Annotated in this window: 11 protein-coding genes; 2 read left to right on the top strand and 9 right to left on the bottom strand. The window is 53.7% G+C overall.

The genetic code is table 11. The features are described 5' to 3' along the window. Positions 1–523 precede the first annotated feature (523 nt). The 4 genes from ACFQ88_RS29245 to ACFQ88_RS29260 all read right to left on the bottom strand — a co-directional run bounded on the left by ACFQ88_RS29245 (position 524) and on the right by ACFQ88_RS29260 (position 5,408). Complete coding sequence (locus ACFQ88_RS29245) at positions 524–1,849, bottom strand: ABC transporter substrate-binding protein (protein ID WP_379459786.1); 1,326 nt, start codon at positions 1,847–1,849, stop codon at positions 524–526. Then, positions 1,839–2,726 carry a sugar phosphate isomerase/epimerase family protein gene (locus ACFQ88_RS29250; RefSeq protein WP_379459788.1) on the bottom strand — a complete coding sequence of 296 codons (888 nt, stop codon included), beginning with the start codon at positions 2,724–2,726 and terminating at the stop codon, positions 1,839–1,841. Before ACFQ88_RS29250 ends, ACFQ88_RS29245 begins: the two co-directional genes overlap by 11 nt. Before the next feature lie 118 nt (positions 2,727–2,844). Further along, on the bottom strand, positions 2,845–4,077 hold the full coding sequence (locus ACFQ88_RS29255) for a Gfo/Idh/MocA family protein (RefSeq protein WP_379460067.1): 1,233 nt from the start codon (positions 4,075–4,077) through the stop codon (positions 2,845–2,847). Positions 4,078–4,109: 32 nt separating this feature from the next. Then, positions 4,110–5,408, bottom strand: a complete 1,299-nt coding sequence (locus tag ACFQ88_RS29260) for an ABC transporter substrate-binding protein (RefSeq protein WP_379459790.1) — start codon at positions 5,406–5,408, stop codon at positions 4,110–4,112. Positions 5,409–5,603: 195 nt separating this feature from the next. Here ACFQ88_RS29260 and ACFQ88_RS29265 point away from each other — a divergent pair, with 195 nt between their 5' ends. Further along, positions 5,604–6,422 carry a helix-turn-helix domain-containing protein gene (locus ACFQ88_RS29265; RefSeq protein WP_379459792.1) on the top strand — a complete coding sequence of 273 codons (819 nt, stop codon included), beginning with the start codon at positions 5,604–5,606 and terminating at the stop codon, positions 6,420–6,422. A 102-nt stretch (positions 6,423–6,524) separates the two neighbouring features. Here ACFQ88_RS29265 and ACFQ88_RS29270 read toward each other — a convergent pair whose 3' ends face one another. From ACFQ88_RS29270 to ACFQ88_RS29280, 3 genes are all read right to left on the bottom strand, one after another. Then, the gene (locus ACFQ88_RS29270; protein ID WP_239630290.1) at positions 6,525–8,870 is read right to left on the bottom strand and encodes a TIM-barrel domain-containing protein; all 2,346 of its coding nucleotides are present in this window, start codon (positions 8,868–8,870) and stop codon (positions 6,525–6,527) included. Between the two features lie 454 nt (positions 8,871–9,324). Next, entirely contained in the window at positions 9,325–9,939 is a 615-nt protein-coding gene (locus tag ACFQ88_RS29275; protein ID WP_239630291.1) for a PH domain-containing protein, read from the bottom strand. 105 nt (positions 9,940–10,044) lie between these two features. After that, on the bottom strand, positions 10,045–11,070 hold the full coding sequence (locus ACFQ88_RS29280; RefSeq protein WP_239630292.1) for a LacI family DNA-binding transcriptional regulator: 1,026 nt from the start codon (positions 11,068–11,070) through the stop codon (positions 10,045–10,047). Between the two features lie 195 nt (positions 11,071–11,265). On the opposite strand from ACFQ88_RS29280, the gene ACFQ88_RS29285 reads away from it, so the two are divergent. After that, positions 11,266–12,585 carry an ABC transporter substrate-binding protein gene (locus ACFQ88_RS29285; RefSeq protein WP_239630293.1) on the top strand — a complete coding sequence of 440 codons (1,320 nt, stop codon included), beginning with the start codon at positions 11,266–11,268 and terminating at the stop codon, positions 12,583–12,585. Positions 12,586–12,783: 198 nt separating this feature from the next. Here ACFQ88_RS29285 and ACFQ88_RS29290 read toward each other — a convergent pair whose 3' ends face one another. Together ACFQ88_RS29290 and ACFQ88_RS29295 are read right to left on the bottom strand one after the other, a co-directional pair. After that, a complete protein-coding gene (locus ACFQ88_RS29290) occupies positions 12,784–13,779 on the bottom strand; it encodes a hypothetical protein (protein ID WP_379459795.1) in 996 nt (331 codons plus the stop codon). 69 nt (positions 13,780–13,848) lie between these two features. Then, a complete protein-coding gene (locus ACFQ88_RS29295) occupies positions 13,849–15,030 on the bottom strand; it encodes a TolB family protein (RefSeq protein ID WP_379459797.1) in 1,182 nt (393 codons plus the stop codon). Positions 15,031–15,036: the final 6 nt, after the last annotated feature.

Here is a 15,036-nt window from a genome sequence, read left to right on the forward strand (position 1 = left end):
GTATCCTGCCAGCCCCATTTCACCGAACTCGACACCTGTATTGCCTCCTTTCACTCAGAGCGGACACACGTTCCGCTATTTTGTCAAAAATGCCCCCTTTCTGTGCTCTTACGGACAGAGAATCCCTTATTAGCCGAAAGAGACCTCCTTTTCGCTGCAAATAGAGTGAATAACGGATCCTCTGTCCGCAAACGCACCGTTTTGGCTCCAACATGGTGAAATAGCGGATCTACGGTCCGCTTCGTCTTTGTCACACTTCTTACCCTAGCCGCCTATAGTCGCATTGCATACCAACGCCCGACGAACGTCTCCTGCCTCTGCAAAAACATACACTGTCACCCATCGTCGCAATCTGCATCACCTCGATCACGAAACATCGTCCTATGGCTCCGCCTATCAAAAAGCCCACGCAAAAAAGCCGCCGCAAACCGAATCGCTTCCACACCAGGAAGGCTTCGTTTGCAACGGCCTTTTCACTTTAAACTGCACAGGCAGTTCATCGACTACAAGGACGGCTCCCCGTCTACTTCTTTTTATCCGTCTCGATCATTTGGTTAATTTTCTCGTCGGCTTCTCTCAGCGCCGTATTCACGTCTTTCTTGCCGTCCGCCACCTCGGCGAAGCTGTTGCGCAGCAGTGCGATTCCCTTGGTGTAGAACATCGAGAAGGGCGGGCTCTGCGCCGGCTTGCTTTTGAAGATGCTCTGCAAGCTTTTCCCCTTCAGATGCGGCATATCTGCGCCGAAGGCCTGATTGAATTTCGGATCCTTGAGCGGCGATACCCGCCCCGTCTCCTTCGTACTGATCATCTGTACCTCATCGGAGAATAGCACCTCCAACACTCTCATAGCGTCGTCCTTATGCTTGCTTGTTTTCGTAATGAAGATCGTGTGCAGGTCGAACATGCCGAAGGTATTCGGCCTCTCCGAGTAGCTTGGATATTGCGCTACATCCCACTGAAACCCCGGGTCGGTGCGGAGCTTGTCGAACATATTAACGGTAGCCAGCATCGCTACGTTTTTTTCTTTGATAAACACATCGGCCGCATTTTGCGTGAGCGTTTTCGGCTTGTTGCCCGGCAAGGAATAAATACGGTTCGTCACATCGAATACCCGCTTGTAAGGTTCGGTATTCACACTCGATTTCTGCGTCTTGTTATCAACAACGTTAAGCGACATCGGGAACAGCATTCGGGTCAGCGACTCCGGATCGAGACCCCTGTAAGCAATCCCGTTTTCCTCGCGGGTCAGCTTCTTGGACAGCTCCATAGCGTCGTCCCAAGTCATACCGTCCTTCGGATACGGAACGCCGAATTTGTCGAAGATGTCCTTGTTGTAATACAATGCATTGATTTGCACACCATATGGAAGCGCATACAACTCCTTGTTAGGAGCTACCTCGCGGATTGTATCCAATGCACCTTGATCAAACCGGCTCAGATCCAAGTTAAACTTCTTCGCAAGCGGCGTAATGTCCTCGTACAAGCCCAAATCCTCATAGCTCGGCAGCGTACCGTTCCATATCGTCACCAGGTCCATGATTTCTCCCGACGCGACGTAATCCGGCAGCCATTTGGCCGAGTCTTTGGCAACCATCTCTACCGTGATATGCGGGTACTTTTTCTTGACCGGGTCCGCAATCAGCTTCTTGAAATCGGCATCAGTTACCTGTTGGTTCGGGAACAGCCGGATCGTCACCGGCTTCAATTCCTCCTGTTTGGCCGGCTGGTTTGCCGCTTCCTGGGACGCCTTCCCGCTCCCGGCAGCTCCTTCCGAACCGCTGCCGCAAGCGGCAAGCACGGTCGAGAGACAAGTATATGCCAGCACAAGCTTCCATGATTTATGCTTCATCGCCTGTTCCCCCCTCAGTATTTTCTTCTTTGAGCTTCTGTCCAGCTCTCTGCACCGCGTCCCGGATATGTGCTATGGCAAACCGGCAGTCCTCGCCGCCAGACGTCTCCTCGTCCGCTGACTCCCGATGCGATGCAGCATAAGGATCGGATACTCTTGGCAAAAACTCCATCGTCAGTGGTCCCTTATACCCGATCTGCAGCAAGGTACTCACGATACCGTCAAAATCGGTCTGTCCACGGCCCGCCGCCTCACGGGTATTATCGGCCAAGTGGACGTGGATCAGTTCGGTCGCGATCGAACGCAATGCATCCTCGCAGCTCCGCTCTTCTATGTTCATATGGAACAGATCAGCCATCAGCTTTACGGAAGGAACGTCGACTTCCTCAACGAGCCGCTTCGCATCGGCCAGCCGGTTCACCATGTACGTCTCGTACCGGTTCAGCGCTTCCACTGCCAGCCGTACTCCGCGGCCTGCCGCATAGCGGCCCGCCTCCCGCAAGCTGTCAACTGCGCAGCTCCATTCCTCTTCCCTCGCCGCCGCAGGAGCCAGCTTGCCTACAGGGGACGGCACTACGATGACATGCGCTGCGCCGACCTCCTCTGCCAAGTCTATGCAATCTTTGACATATTGTACGGCCCGCTGCCTCAAGCCGGGGTCCGCCGAGCTCAAATCCCGCTCCGGCGTATAAATGCCACAGATGGAGGTACAGCTCAACCCATATGCCGACAGCAGCTCCTGAGTCGCACGGATATCCATCCCGTACGGTTCGCCGGACAGCTCGATACCGTCATACCCAGCCGAATGCAAGCGGGCGCATGTCCGCTCCAAAGGCTCTTTTCCAAAAATCCACTGCGTAGCGCTGTACCGATACACGAACGCCCTCACTCCTATTCCATTATGAATTTCAATAATCATTCAAAATCGGTCGCTCCCAAACCGCTCTGCTTTCACAACGGTTCCGCTCGATTCCGCTTTGCATGCTGCCTTAAACCTACACATCCAACGGCTGATCCGGGTCCAGCAGGTCCCAGCCTTCCGGCGCGTCGCCGAAATCAGGAATGTCCATCATGACGCCTTCGCGTAACGCCGATTCGTGCGCCACCAGACCGGGGGCGCAATATTTGGCCGCCTCCCATACGTTGACAGGGGGCAGCTTACCCGTAAACACGGACTTGACGAAGTCGTCCACCAAAAATTGGTGCGAGCCCAGATGCCCGTTGCGGAGCCCTTGGAACGATTCCGGGAGCCGGTGTACGGGATGGATCGGCGAGAACAGGCTGTTGAAATCTTTTTGCAGCACCTCGTGAAGATGTTCGTCTTCCTTCGGTATGTGGTTTCTGGCACAGTGAAGCAGCTCCGACAAATCGACGATTTGGTTATGCGCAAGCTCCGTCCAATATTGCCCTCCGCTGTTCTCCTCAAAGCTTCCTTTCGTTCCAAAAATGCTGACCGGGTTGCTGCTCGACCGCCCCCACCAGCCGACGCGGCGAAATTCGTTGATGCGGACCATCCCGCCGTCCGAAGAACGGAGCAGCGCCGTTTGATTGCTGTACGGATTGCTCCACAAATTGCCGCCCTCCGTAAAAATACCGTCCTCATGCCGGTCGCGATAGCCAAGACAGCTGACCTGCGTCATCCGCTGTCCGGTGACGGATATTATCATGCTCGTGGAATGCGTCGGGTAAAACATCGGCGGAAAGCCCGCCACCTTCTTCCAATCGGCGCCTCCGGAATGCTGGAACGCCTGGTAAAAGCCATGTGACATATCGTGCAGATAGGCCGCCTCGCCGTAGACGAAATGGCCGAAATCTCCCTGCTTGAACCGGTCTCGGCAATAAATCGTATGCGGGTAATAGTAGCAAGTTTCACCGTTCATATAGATGAGCTGCGTTTCTTCAACCACCTTGACGACATCCGCGATCTCCTCCAGTGTCGAAGCGATCGGCACGGCGCAGTATACATGCTTGCCTGCCTTCAGCGCTTGAATGGTCAACGGTCCGTGCAAATGCCTCTGCGCGAAGATCGCTATGGCGTCCACATCGCTTTGGCACAAAGAATCGTGAGAGGGAAGCGTCCGTTTGATCCCGTATTTGGCCGCTACATGTGCCAGCCGATCCGGCAGCAGATCCGCAAGCACGACTTCGCTCACCAGCGGATGAGCCTTAAACAGCGGAATGAACGCCTCCGAAAAGGAGCCGACGCCGCATATCCCGATTTTCAACATGGTGTTCACTTCACCCCTTCCAATCCTCAACTTTATTTTTTCTTCAGCTGTTCGATCTGAACGGCCTTGTTGATTTCTTCCTCCGCCTGCCGCAGCAGCGTATTCACATCCGCCTTGCCCGCAGCGAAATCGTCGAATTTCTGTCGCACGATTTTTTCGCTAAGATCCCGGTACACATAGACCGGATATTTTACCGGATGGCTTTTGACGATACCCGCCGTATTTTTCCCTTTCAGCAGCGGATTGTCCTGCCCGAACGCCTTCTGGATATCGGGGCTTTTGAGCGGAGATACGCGGCCCAGACGAGATACGTTCATCTGCACCTCGTCGGAGGTCATCACCTCCATCACCTGCAGCGCCTGCTCTTTATGCTTCGATGATTTCGTTGCTCCTACGACATAAACGCTCGCATTGCCGAACACATTCGGCTGCTCCTTATAGTACGGATGCTGCACGACGTCCCAGTTCAGCCCGCTTTTCTCCGCTTCGGTAAGCTGTGAGAACAAATTGATGTCGGAGAGCATCGCCACCGTTTGTGACTTCAAAAATCCTTTCTGCCCGTTCAGCTCGGCGTTGGCCGAAGGGGCGTTGCCCGGAATCGTGTATACTTGCTTGCCCAGCTCGAATACCCTCTTCCACGTATCGGTGTTGACGATCGCTTTTTCCGTCTTGCGGTCCACATATTCAAGCCCTAGAGGCTGTGCCAGCCGGGGAACATTCGTTATATCCAGTCCTCTATATTGGACGTCGTTCTCTTGTCTCGTCACCTTTTGCGCAATATCGATCGTTTCTTCCCAGGTCATGCCGTCTTTGGGGTATGCGACCCCGAATTTATCGAAAATATTTTTGTTATAGTACAGCGCATGGAAGGTTGTCTCTATAGGGAGCCCGTATAGCTCGCCTTTTTCCGTAACGGCGTATCGGATATCGTTCAGGTAATTGTCCTGAAAACGGCCCGTATCCAGCTTTCTGCTCTGGAACTGCGGCGTCATATCTTCTATGACCCCCCGTTCGGCGAGAGGCGGCAGGTTGCCGTTAAACGTAATGAACATATCCGGAATTTGTCCCGAGGCGATGTATTGGTCCCACTGCTCCAGCTGATTTCCCGAAATGACCTCCAAAGTAATGTTCGGATACTTGGCGCGCACCGGCTCGATATACAGCTTGTTGAACTCGTCGTTGATCGGCAGATGACTCGCCAGCACCAGCTTCACAGGCTCCGCCGCTCCTTTATCCCGTGGAGCCGTTTCTTCCTTCCCGCAGCCTGCCGCCGTTCCCGCAAGCAACAGCACCGTCAAGCATGAGGCATGCACTCTTATTCCCGCTCTCATACAAACTCCCCCCGCCTTTGTGAAAACCCTTTCTCGCCTTTATTGTAAGAAAAGCGCCATCTGAATGACATACCTTCAATTGAAGCAGGCATATCTTCATTTTCCATCTACGAAATGAGCGAAACTAACGCAAAGGCCGGTAATCCGATGGTATACTATATTCATAACAAGTCACCGCGAAGGAGACCGGGCCGGATGAAGCCTCACTTGCTTTCCGATTATATTCCCACCATTACTTACTACGATTATTGGGAACGAAAAGAGAAATTTCTGCTTTATGAGGACCGGTATACCGATTGGACGCTGTTTGCTATAGAAGAAGGCGCCATCTACTATGAATTCGGCGAGCATAAAGGTACGGCCTCTTTCGGGGATTTGCTCTTGTGCCCGCCAAATACGAGCTTCCACCGGGTGGTGGTGGAACCGGCCAGCTTCCATTTCGTCCGCTTGATCTGGACCCATGAGAAGGATCCGCACGCCAACCCCGAAGAGACGGTGATCTCCGGCAAAATAACCGTGCAAAATACGGAACGGCTCGTAGCGAACTACACTTGCCTGCGCAGCATCCCGATTGTTACCACTCTCGCACAGGGCAATCGGCGCAATCATTATGTGCGCGATTTGTGGTATACGTTTTGCTCCGAGGAGGAGCCTGCGGAGCCGTATCCGACGACGCTGCGCAGCCGCAAATCGGACAATCTCATGAAGCAGGCGGAGAGACGGATCCGCCACAATGCGTTCGAATCGTTCGAGCTTAGGCACATCGCCGCGGAGCTTGGGATGAGTCCGGCTCAGCTGACCAAGCGGTTCAAAGCCAGCTTCGGATGGACGCCGAGCGATTATTTAACGCATCTCAGGCTGGAAAAGGCACGCTCCCTGCTGCTCGAAACGTATTTGACGCTCGACCAGATAGCACAATGCTGCGGCTATGAGAACGGCTTTTATTTGAGCCGCATCTTTACGAAGCAGTATCATATGCCTCCGACGGACTACCGCAAATCGTACCGTGTGTAGCCGGCAGGACTTACGACACCGCAGCAATGGAGCTGCTGCTGTCATGGATTTGCGGAGATTGCACATGTAAATGCACCGTCCCAACAAGGCCAAATGAACAGCTCACCGCCCTCCGGCAATCGTGTAATGCACTCCCGGAACCAACGGGAACCGGTAGGAGCCGGTTCGCTCCATGTACCGATGCGGGACGATACCGATTTGATCGCTGAGTATGCACAGGGTGGCGGGATTCCAGCCTTCGTTGCCATGCATAACGGTGGATATCGTTATGCCGTCCACATGGGTGTGCGTATATTTGCGGCCTTGACCGGCGGCCGTGGTCGTTGGATACACCTCAACCATATAGCCTTCCTGCGGCTCGTGATACACTACGACTCCTTTGCCTCCGATGAAAACGGGGATCTTCCACTCCGGAACCGGATAGTCGTGAAGCGTAACCGGACCTTCGAACCGTTCACCCGTTTCGTAATCGATCCAAGAGCCTGCCGGCAAATAGATGTCCCGGGCGGACGCCGTACCGAAATCGTTCCCGTACAAAGGCGCAGCCAGCATCGAAGGGCCAAGCATCCACTCGTACTGCCTCGTCTGCCGGTTGATCAGTTCATAGGTTGACGGATCGTCGGCATAAGCAATATGCAGAGGGGTCATCGCATGAGGGTAGCCCGTGCGGAACCCCTCCATGACGGCGCTGTAAATATACGGCGAGTACCGGTTGTGCCAATCGGCCGCTTTTTTCACATAGCTCTCGTATTCGGGATGGTTCATATCCCAAGGCTTACGGCCCATGGACATCCCTGGCGTTACGGCATTGAGCATTGCATTGCGCACGAAGTACCGCTGATAGTTAGGCAGGGTCGGATCGGTCTTGGGCGTCCCTCCCGTAATATCCGGGTACAGATTGGATGCTCCCGATGCAGCGATATTGAGCAAATTGATCGGAACGCGGTCTTGGTCGAAATGATAGCCTTCTCCGCTTCCGTAGTACGTATCGTTAATCCTTATCAGATCGCCCGGCACCGAGTACGCCGAATTGCGCACGATAACGTGCAGATCGCGGTCCATCAGCGCTTCGTTCAGCTTGTTCCAATTGCCGTCCGCATAATGCTTCGTATAAATCATGGCATCTTCCTTGAAGCCCTGCGCCTCCCACGTCTCCGCCTTGGAGACGAACCAGCTCACCGCCTCCGGATTGCGGCTGTCCAGAACGTATACCGTGCCGGACGGGAATTGCGCATTCGTAATACGGACCAGTCCGCCTTCCGGGTGCCGTAGGAAATAATCCCTCTCCAGCGCTTCCTGCAAATACGGTCCGTTGTATACAGGATGATGGCAACCCCCGTCCTCTTCCGGCGCTTTGAGGTGGTTGCGCAGCCCGAGAATGAGCTTGATGCCCCTCTCCGCAAAAAAAGCCTTCAGCCCCGCCACATCCGGAAATCTCGGATTGGCCAGCCCGTCCGTACGCCCTTCCTCATAGGTGTCGTCCCACAGATTAAAGCTGGTGGTCGTTCCTTCGTATTTGCCTTTCCGGTCGCCCTTCCAGAAGCCCGAGCCGATAACCCCCCAGGCCAGATCGTAGCCCCGGTCCAAATATTGCTGTATCGCGTCCTGCACCTCGCTTTGGTAAGAATTCCAGCCGAGCGAGCCGTACGCTTCCCAGCCTACGCGGAACATCGTGTAGCCGGGCCGCTTGTCGATATAGCCTTCGGCTTCGCGAACCCGCTTGTAATCGGCGTACAGTTCCGCCATCTCGCCCATGAAATAATACAGCCGGACGGTGCCTTTAGCCCGGCTTGCTCCGAGCATCGTCTCGGTATCCGTAAAGGCGACGCGCTTCGAGCCTTCCTCGAACAATACCGCGGCGAACCGGTGAGCCGGAAACACCGCGAAGTTGGACACAAACCGCATATTGGTCCCCTGATTGACCATATCGCTGCGCCTGTAGCCGGCGAGGTTCGCCCGGTCCCGGGCCGGGATGTCGAGCTTGCCGTGGGCCGGCGGCTCCTCCGTCGCCACGGTGTCGATCTGCGACCCGTAGTCGCCGAGCCCGTATACCGGCGACATCGGCCCGGTCCTCCCTTCCACGAGGAAGGGAGCTTCTCCTCGAACGGTGATGTCGAATCGGACATACCGTTCGAAGCATTCGATTCGGACGTCCGCTTCGTGTCCGGCTTCATTGTCCACGACGAAGCGGACCGCCGCCCCTTCCCAAGCCGCAAGCCGCGCGGACTTCGCAGGTGACGGAGCTGGCCCGTCAGCCCGCGAGAAGCATAGGCCCGATCGGGCGTGCGGCTCCACCTTCGCCGCCTTGGTGCAACCGGGCTGCTCCAACCCGTACCGAAACCCGTCCTCATCTATCGTCAGCTTATACTGGGACGTGGTTATCTCGAATTGTCGTCTGTTATGCCGACAATTCATCTGTACTTCTGCTGCCTTGAACTCCATAGCCATGCTGTTGTGTCTCTCCTCCTATCCTAACGCCCATGGATGAGAAAGTGTTTGTCCCTGATACCTGTCATTAAACCACGGCATATCGAAATTTCCTCCATGCCGGTATCTCTCATCGGGTATCATGCACGCCATCTCAAAAGATCCTCTTGGAACGATTCCATATCCAGAGCGCCGTCAAAGCGTAATGTAGCTTCATTGTAAGAGAACGTCTTCGCCGTTAACATAGCCGGAATTATTACAAAGCATATCTCCAATTTCCAATACAACGTGCCACTACTACGACTTGCCTCCATTTCCATATCCGTATCCGTATCGAGCAGGTGCAAGCATTCCGCAGCCCTCAGCTCCCCCAATACCCTCCGAGCTCCGAACACACACCAAAAAAAGCATATTCCCGCCATAAAGGCGAAAATATGCTTATATGCTGCGGCAGCACATGCGTCACAACCGCTTGTTATTGATTGATGTACTTCTCGAACACGAAACCGAAGTCTTTCACCTTATACTTCTTGCGGGTGTCCACCATCCACGAAAAAGCGGCCTCGTTCAGCTCCTTGAATTGCTCGGAAAGGCTGTTCTCGTTGTTAACGGTACGGCTGAGCGTAGTCGAAGCGAGCTCCAGGCTCTCTCTGGCATAATCGAGCACAATCTCGTTTTCGTGGGTAATCTCGGATATTTTCACCAACGCCTTGTACAGGTCCTTCACTTCTTCCAGATGCTTCTTATGCACATCGATGGAATAGGCGGAGGAACCGAGGTGGAATTTGATTTCCAAATCCAAATCGATCGTACCGGCGGTTTCCAACGCAACGTCGCTGATTTTGTGGCTGCCGTAGCTGTAGCGGCGCAATACGCGCTTCTTGCTCACGGCACTCGTGCCGTCCAGATGGATGAAAGCATGGTTCGTAAAACAATATTCGTCCGTCTTGGACTTGATCAAGAAGAAAATTTTCTCGCTGTCCTCGTGCATGACGTAATCGTCGCAATCTACCTTGTCGTAGTTTTCAGGCTTGATAACCGAACCGATATCGCTTATGCCAAGCAAGTCTGACGCCATTTTTCCGAACAAACCCATCATTCCTCTCCGCTTGTAATAGAAGACCGGGAGATCCCGCTATCCAAGAAGATTATATCACTCTATACCGCCGTCGTAGTACCGCTTTTGCACAAAAAATTACGCCTTGCGGACAGGCACCGGTCCCGACGATTTGCGAATGCTCATAACGCCCGGCAGTACAATCTCCTGATATTGCAGCCCTGGATCGGCCAGCTGCTGGCACAAAATTTCAATAGCCATGCTGCCGATCAGCTTGGCGGATTGGTTGATGGAAGTAAAAAAGTCCTGGTACTCGTCCGGCAGGAAAGCATACTGCTCGTCAAACACTACGATGCTTATATCTTCAGGAATTTTTAGCCCCTGCTCCTGCACAGCTTTTACCACATTCATCAGCATGGTAGGCTGTGTAACGAATATCGCCGTCGGCTGCGGCTTGGCTTGCAGCAGCTTTTGGGTCGCAGCGTAGACGGTCACGCCGTTGCCGACCTCCTGGTAGTGCGAGTCGATCACGGGAACTCCGGCATTCAGCAGCCCGATGCGGTAGCCTTTGATTCTATCCGCATAAGTAGCGCGACGGGCAGGATCCAGGCTGATACAGCCGATGTGCTGATGTCCCAGCTCAATAAGGTGATCGATCAGCTTAAGAGCTCCCGTAAAATTGTCCCCGCGAACGACATGCGCAGGAAATTCATCCAGCCTCTGATCGACCAGAACAACCGGGACGCGCTGATTGATGAGTTCCTCAAGATGCCTGCCCTTTTGCTCATTGCTAACGCTGAACAATACAAGACCGTCGACGTCCCGTTGAAGCATCTTGGCGGCAACCTTCATCTCCCGCTCGCTGCTGCCCGTGTTCCCTATGACGATGAAATAATCTTTCTCCAGCGCTTTTGCTTCGGCTCCGCCCAGAATCCCCATGCCGAACCGGTTTCCTGTCTTGTCCCCGAGAGGCATTAACATTCCGATCATCATCGAGTTATCCTTGGACCGCTTCAAATCGCTGGCATGGACATTCATTTCCTGCAGTACTCTCAGCACCTTCTCACGGGTTGCCGGAGAAACCGATTCGTAATTGTTGATCACTTTGGATACAGTAACTTTGGACACGCCTGCTCTTGTTGCAACGTCTTGCAAATTAGCCATAGCTGCGACAAATCCCCTTAAGAAACGTGCAAGGAACGTTTCTATCTTTTATTTCCCTCATCGTATCGAATGGTTGCCATGTTGTCAATCTTCCAGAAAATTTCCGGAAACGTTTTACAAATATACCAGCGATGAGTATAATGGGTCTTGGAAACTTTCCAGAAACATAAATATAATTTACAGGGGGAGAAACACATGTTGAAAAAATCGGCAATACTGTTGGCAGCGATTTCGCTTTCTGCAAGCGCTCTCGCAGCATGCGGGAACAACAGCCAGAGCGGCAAAGGGGATGCAGCGGGTCCAGGCACCAGCAAAGAACCTGTAGAGCTGTCCGTGTATAATAATGCGGGTATTACGGAGGAGCAGTTTAAAGAAAAATTCGGCAATTATATCGCCGAGAAGCTTCCTCACGTGACCATTAAGTTTATTCCGAAGGATAAGAGCGTGTCTTTGACCGAGATGGTTTCCAGCGGCTCCACCAAAATCGATATTTATATGGACAGCATCGGCCAAATAGGCCTGAAGAGCTCTCTGCTCGATTTGGGCCTGCAGTATGATATGAGCGACCTGGTCAAAAAGCACAACGTCGACCTAAGCCGTTTCGAGCCTACAACGATCGATGCTATCAAATTGATGGGCGGGCTGTACGGGCTTCCGATCAGCAACAGCACCATGGTCATGTACTATAACAAAGATTTGTTCGACAAATTCGGGGTTCCTTATCCGAAGGACGGCATGACGTGGGAGGAAGTAACCGAGCTGTCCAAAAAAATGACGCGCTCCGAAAGCGGAGTCCAGTATGTCGGCTACTCCACCTCCATTGTTCATTACCTGCGTATGAATCCGCTGTCATTGGTCAATGTGGACCCTAAATCGCTAAAGGCGAACTTTGAGTCCGATCAGTGGAGGCAGTTGGTTCAAACTACACTGGTCGATCCGATGAGCGGCTCCGGCTACAAGGACAAAGTGAAGGAGCTGGAGAAGAAGTGGTATAAGGTCCCTTATGTCGACGAGTTCTCCAAGAATAAAGACACGGCTATGTTCAGCTATATTTATGCAGACTCGGCGTGGCTGAAGGATGTGAACTGGGACGTGGTCTCGATGCCTGCCTTAAAGGAGAAGCCGAAGGTAGGCGCGCAGAGCTACCCGAGCTACATGTTCATCACGTCGACCAGCGAAAAGAAGGATGCTGCGATGGAGGTCATCAAGCTGTTTATTTCTGATGAATATCAGACCAGTTTTTCCAAGAGCGGCGGTATTACTTCTCTGAAAAATGAAGAAATCAAAAAAGTATTCGGGCAGGATACGCCGGACAAGACAAAAAACATCAAAAATGCGGTATTCTACAATCAATTCGCTCCCGCCACGCCGAAAACGCCGTTCGATACTCATGTCGAGGCAGACGTCCGGGCGCAAATTCCTAAGCTGATCATGGGCGATACCGATATTAATACGGCGCTTAGAACAGCGCAGGAAGCCGTCAACAAGAAGATCGAGACCGAGAGCGTGAAATAATACAGGCGGGTGCTTACGCCCTCCAGGAGCCTATCCCTTTAAGCATGATCCCGCGGAACGGCCGTCAAACAACGCAAGCGGAGGGCATCTGCCCTCCGCTGTTGTTCTCGGGAACTTTATATTCACTTTCTAGCATTTTTGCGAATAAAGGGGCCTCAACAGGCTCCGTTCTTTTTGTTTATGCCGCCACAACTCCCCCTAGAACGCCTGATCGATCCGTTTCGCCAACCCGTCCCAGAAGCCGCTAATATTAGGGAGAGGACCGCCTATAATGCTCATGCCTTGCTTCCCCGGCTGATAAATGACATCCTTATTTCGGTTGATTTCCTCCAAATACGCTTTGACGATAGCGGCCGTCTTGGTATCCGGATGCTCCTTCACAAGCTGCTCGTAGCTTTGCTTGACGGCCGGAAGCAGCTTCATCGTCTTTTCATCAATCGCTTCGTAACGGTAGCCACGAATATACTCTTCCATATAATCGGTATAGAGGGCCTTCATTTCGGTCTTTCTGGCTCCTCCAGGATATCGGGTCAAATAGTTCTCCGCCTGAAGCAGCCTGTTTCCAAGCTCCGTACGTGTAATTTTCAAGCCGCCGTCCTGGAAAAACGGTTTGTTGTACTCAGCAGCCCGGGAGGCAAGGTACAGCTTCAGTTCTTCCGATAGCCGGGCCCCGTACGCTTTTTGCAGCGCGTCGTAATCGATGGCCCAATAAAAGCTGTTGTCAAAGGTAACTCCAAGCGCCAGCTTGCCTGCGGTTTGATTCAACAGCCATTGCTTGAACGCATCGTCTCCCTTGAGCTTGCTGAAATCAAATGGATACGAGAGCTCGCTCAGCTTGTCGGCGGCTCCCGGCTGCTGAAGCAGCTTGCTTAAATTGGCGTTCAGCGCCGGCAGCTGACGCACATCGAATGCTTCCAGCGCTAAAAACAACGAGTCTGCGGTCTTCGCATCCGCCGTGCTCCAATGCTTATCCATAAACGAGGTCAGCTCACGCGGCTCCTGTGCCTGGGATGCAAGAAGCTGCATTTGCTTCACGACCTCCTCCGTCTTCCCTTCGGCCACCGGTACGGCGGTAGGTTGAGGCGCGGCGGTCTGCTCCGGAGCCGGCTTTATCGTCAACTCTTTGCCGCCGCTGCTACAGCCCGCTAGAATCACGGCAAAAAGCATCGTTGGTATGATCAAATGTTTCATCATCGTGCAATCACTCCATCGAGTATTATAATATCTGCTTCGATTTTTTCGTCCCTCGTACTCGCCCCATGGTCACTTGAGCCTATAAATCGTCGTCGACGGCTGCCCTTTCGGCCCCTCGGACCGCGCTTCGCTAACCATCAATTGCTTGCCCGCAGGGTCCCATAATATAGGCACCTCCAGGTTCGGCGTCGAACCGACCTGCGACATGGCGCCGGTACCTGCATCCATAACATACAGTCCGGACAAGCCTCGACTCAGGCTGAGAACGGCAAACGCAAGCTTGCCGCCGTCCGGAGACCACGCCGGCTGCCGGAGCAGCCGCCCTGTAGTAACAAGCTGGCCGTCCGCGTCCGGCTGCTCCGCAGAGATCATGCTCAGAGCCTCCTCATTCTTGTCCGCTTGCTCTGCTACTGCAAGACGCTTCCCGTCCGGAGACAGAGAGAAATCGGCGACGCCGCGGCGCAAGATTATCGAGTCTTGGCCGTCGGCTCCCACCCGCAGCAGCCGCCGCGACGCATCCAAAACAAACATGGTGCCATTTCGCGCTTCCACCTTCCGGATCGGCTCATTCGTTCCGGGGATGTCCATGTACCGGATCGCTCCGTTCACCGCAATCGCTGCCACACCGTAGGTCTGCACTCCATTACGGTTTTGTACGACAGGGGTATAATATTCGGCCTCATCGGCCCAGGAGCCCTGCGTCCCGCTAATCAGGTAAGACAGGCCCCCCTCTCCGACCGTTAGCCGCAATGGAGAAGGAGTATTGCCGGTCAGACCCGCTATCTCGAGCACCCCTGTATCGTAGCGCAAAACGACAGCGTGTCTTGTATCGGGAGACACTTTTATTTCCGCGGCTGCGGCAATGCCCGCAGGCGTCCATTGTCCGGTCTGCACATTGCGCCGGTTCACCACTGTATGGGGACTGAAATCGGCAGCACCAAGCATTTCCTGCTCCGATAGCCAGCCGTATCCGTACCATCCGTCCAGACGGTCTATGCGGTCCAGCTTGATCTGGTCCTGCTTCGACGGGGACGGAGGCTCGATGACCTTCATCGATTTCCCTTGACCTACGTTGCATGAAGCCAACATCATGACTATGGCCAAGAGCCCGCCGATCCGAACCGCCGTCTGCGCGGCCTTGCTCCTCCTATGCCTCCGCAGAGCATGTTCCTCCTTTCTGTATCGCTCACGCCCCAGTATAGCCGCCGATGTTATCGTAAAGATTGCGAATTGTTTCGAACTTGTAAACAATCCTCC

This window comes from Paenibacillus sp. NPDC056579, assembly GCF_042793215.1.
GTDB lineage: Bacteria > Bacillota > Bacilli > Paenibacillales > NBRC-103111 > Paenibacillus_S.